Source organism: Rhizobium ecuadorense, from assembly GCF_001187535.1.
In the GTDB taxonomy this organism is placed as follows: domain Bacteria; phylum Pseudomonadota; class Alphaproteobacteria; order Rhizobiales; family Rhizobiaceae; genus Rhizobium; species Rhizobium ecuadorense.
The window spans coordinates 1-209 of the sequence record NZ_LFIO01001575.1; the positions used below are offsets into that span (position 1 = coordinate 1).

At 63.2% G+C, this 209-nt stretch carries 1 protein-coding gene; it reads left to right on the forward strand.

What is annotated here, in order from left to right; all coding sequences use genetic code 11:
- Positions 1–153: GNAT family N-acetyltransferase (locus AF337_RS32225; protein ID WP_160320393.1), on the forward strand; the 153-nt coding region annotated here is incomplete at its 5' end.
- Positions 154–209 lie beyond the last annotated feature (56 nt).

Genomic DNA, 209 nt, shown 5'->3' on the forward strand with positions numbered 1-209 from the left:
GCCACTTTGATCGAGGCCGTCGCCGACCTCGCCCGCGCAAACGGCGCAGGCAGGCTCTATTGGATGACGCACGAAACGAATGCAACGGCGCGGCGGCTCTACGACAGGATCGCTGAGCGCTCGGGTTTTATCCAGTACCGCAAGGCGCTTTAACGCCTGGGGTTGCACAAAGGCCCGGCCGCACTATTGATTCCGGGGAACGGCAAGGC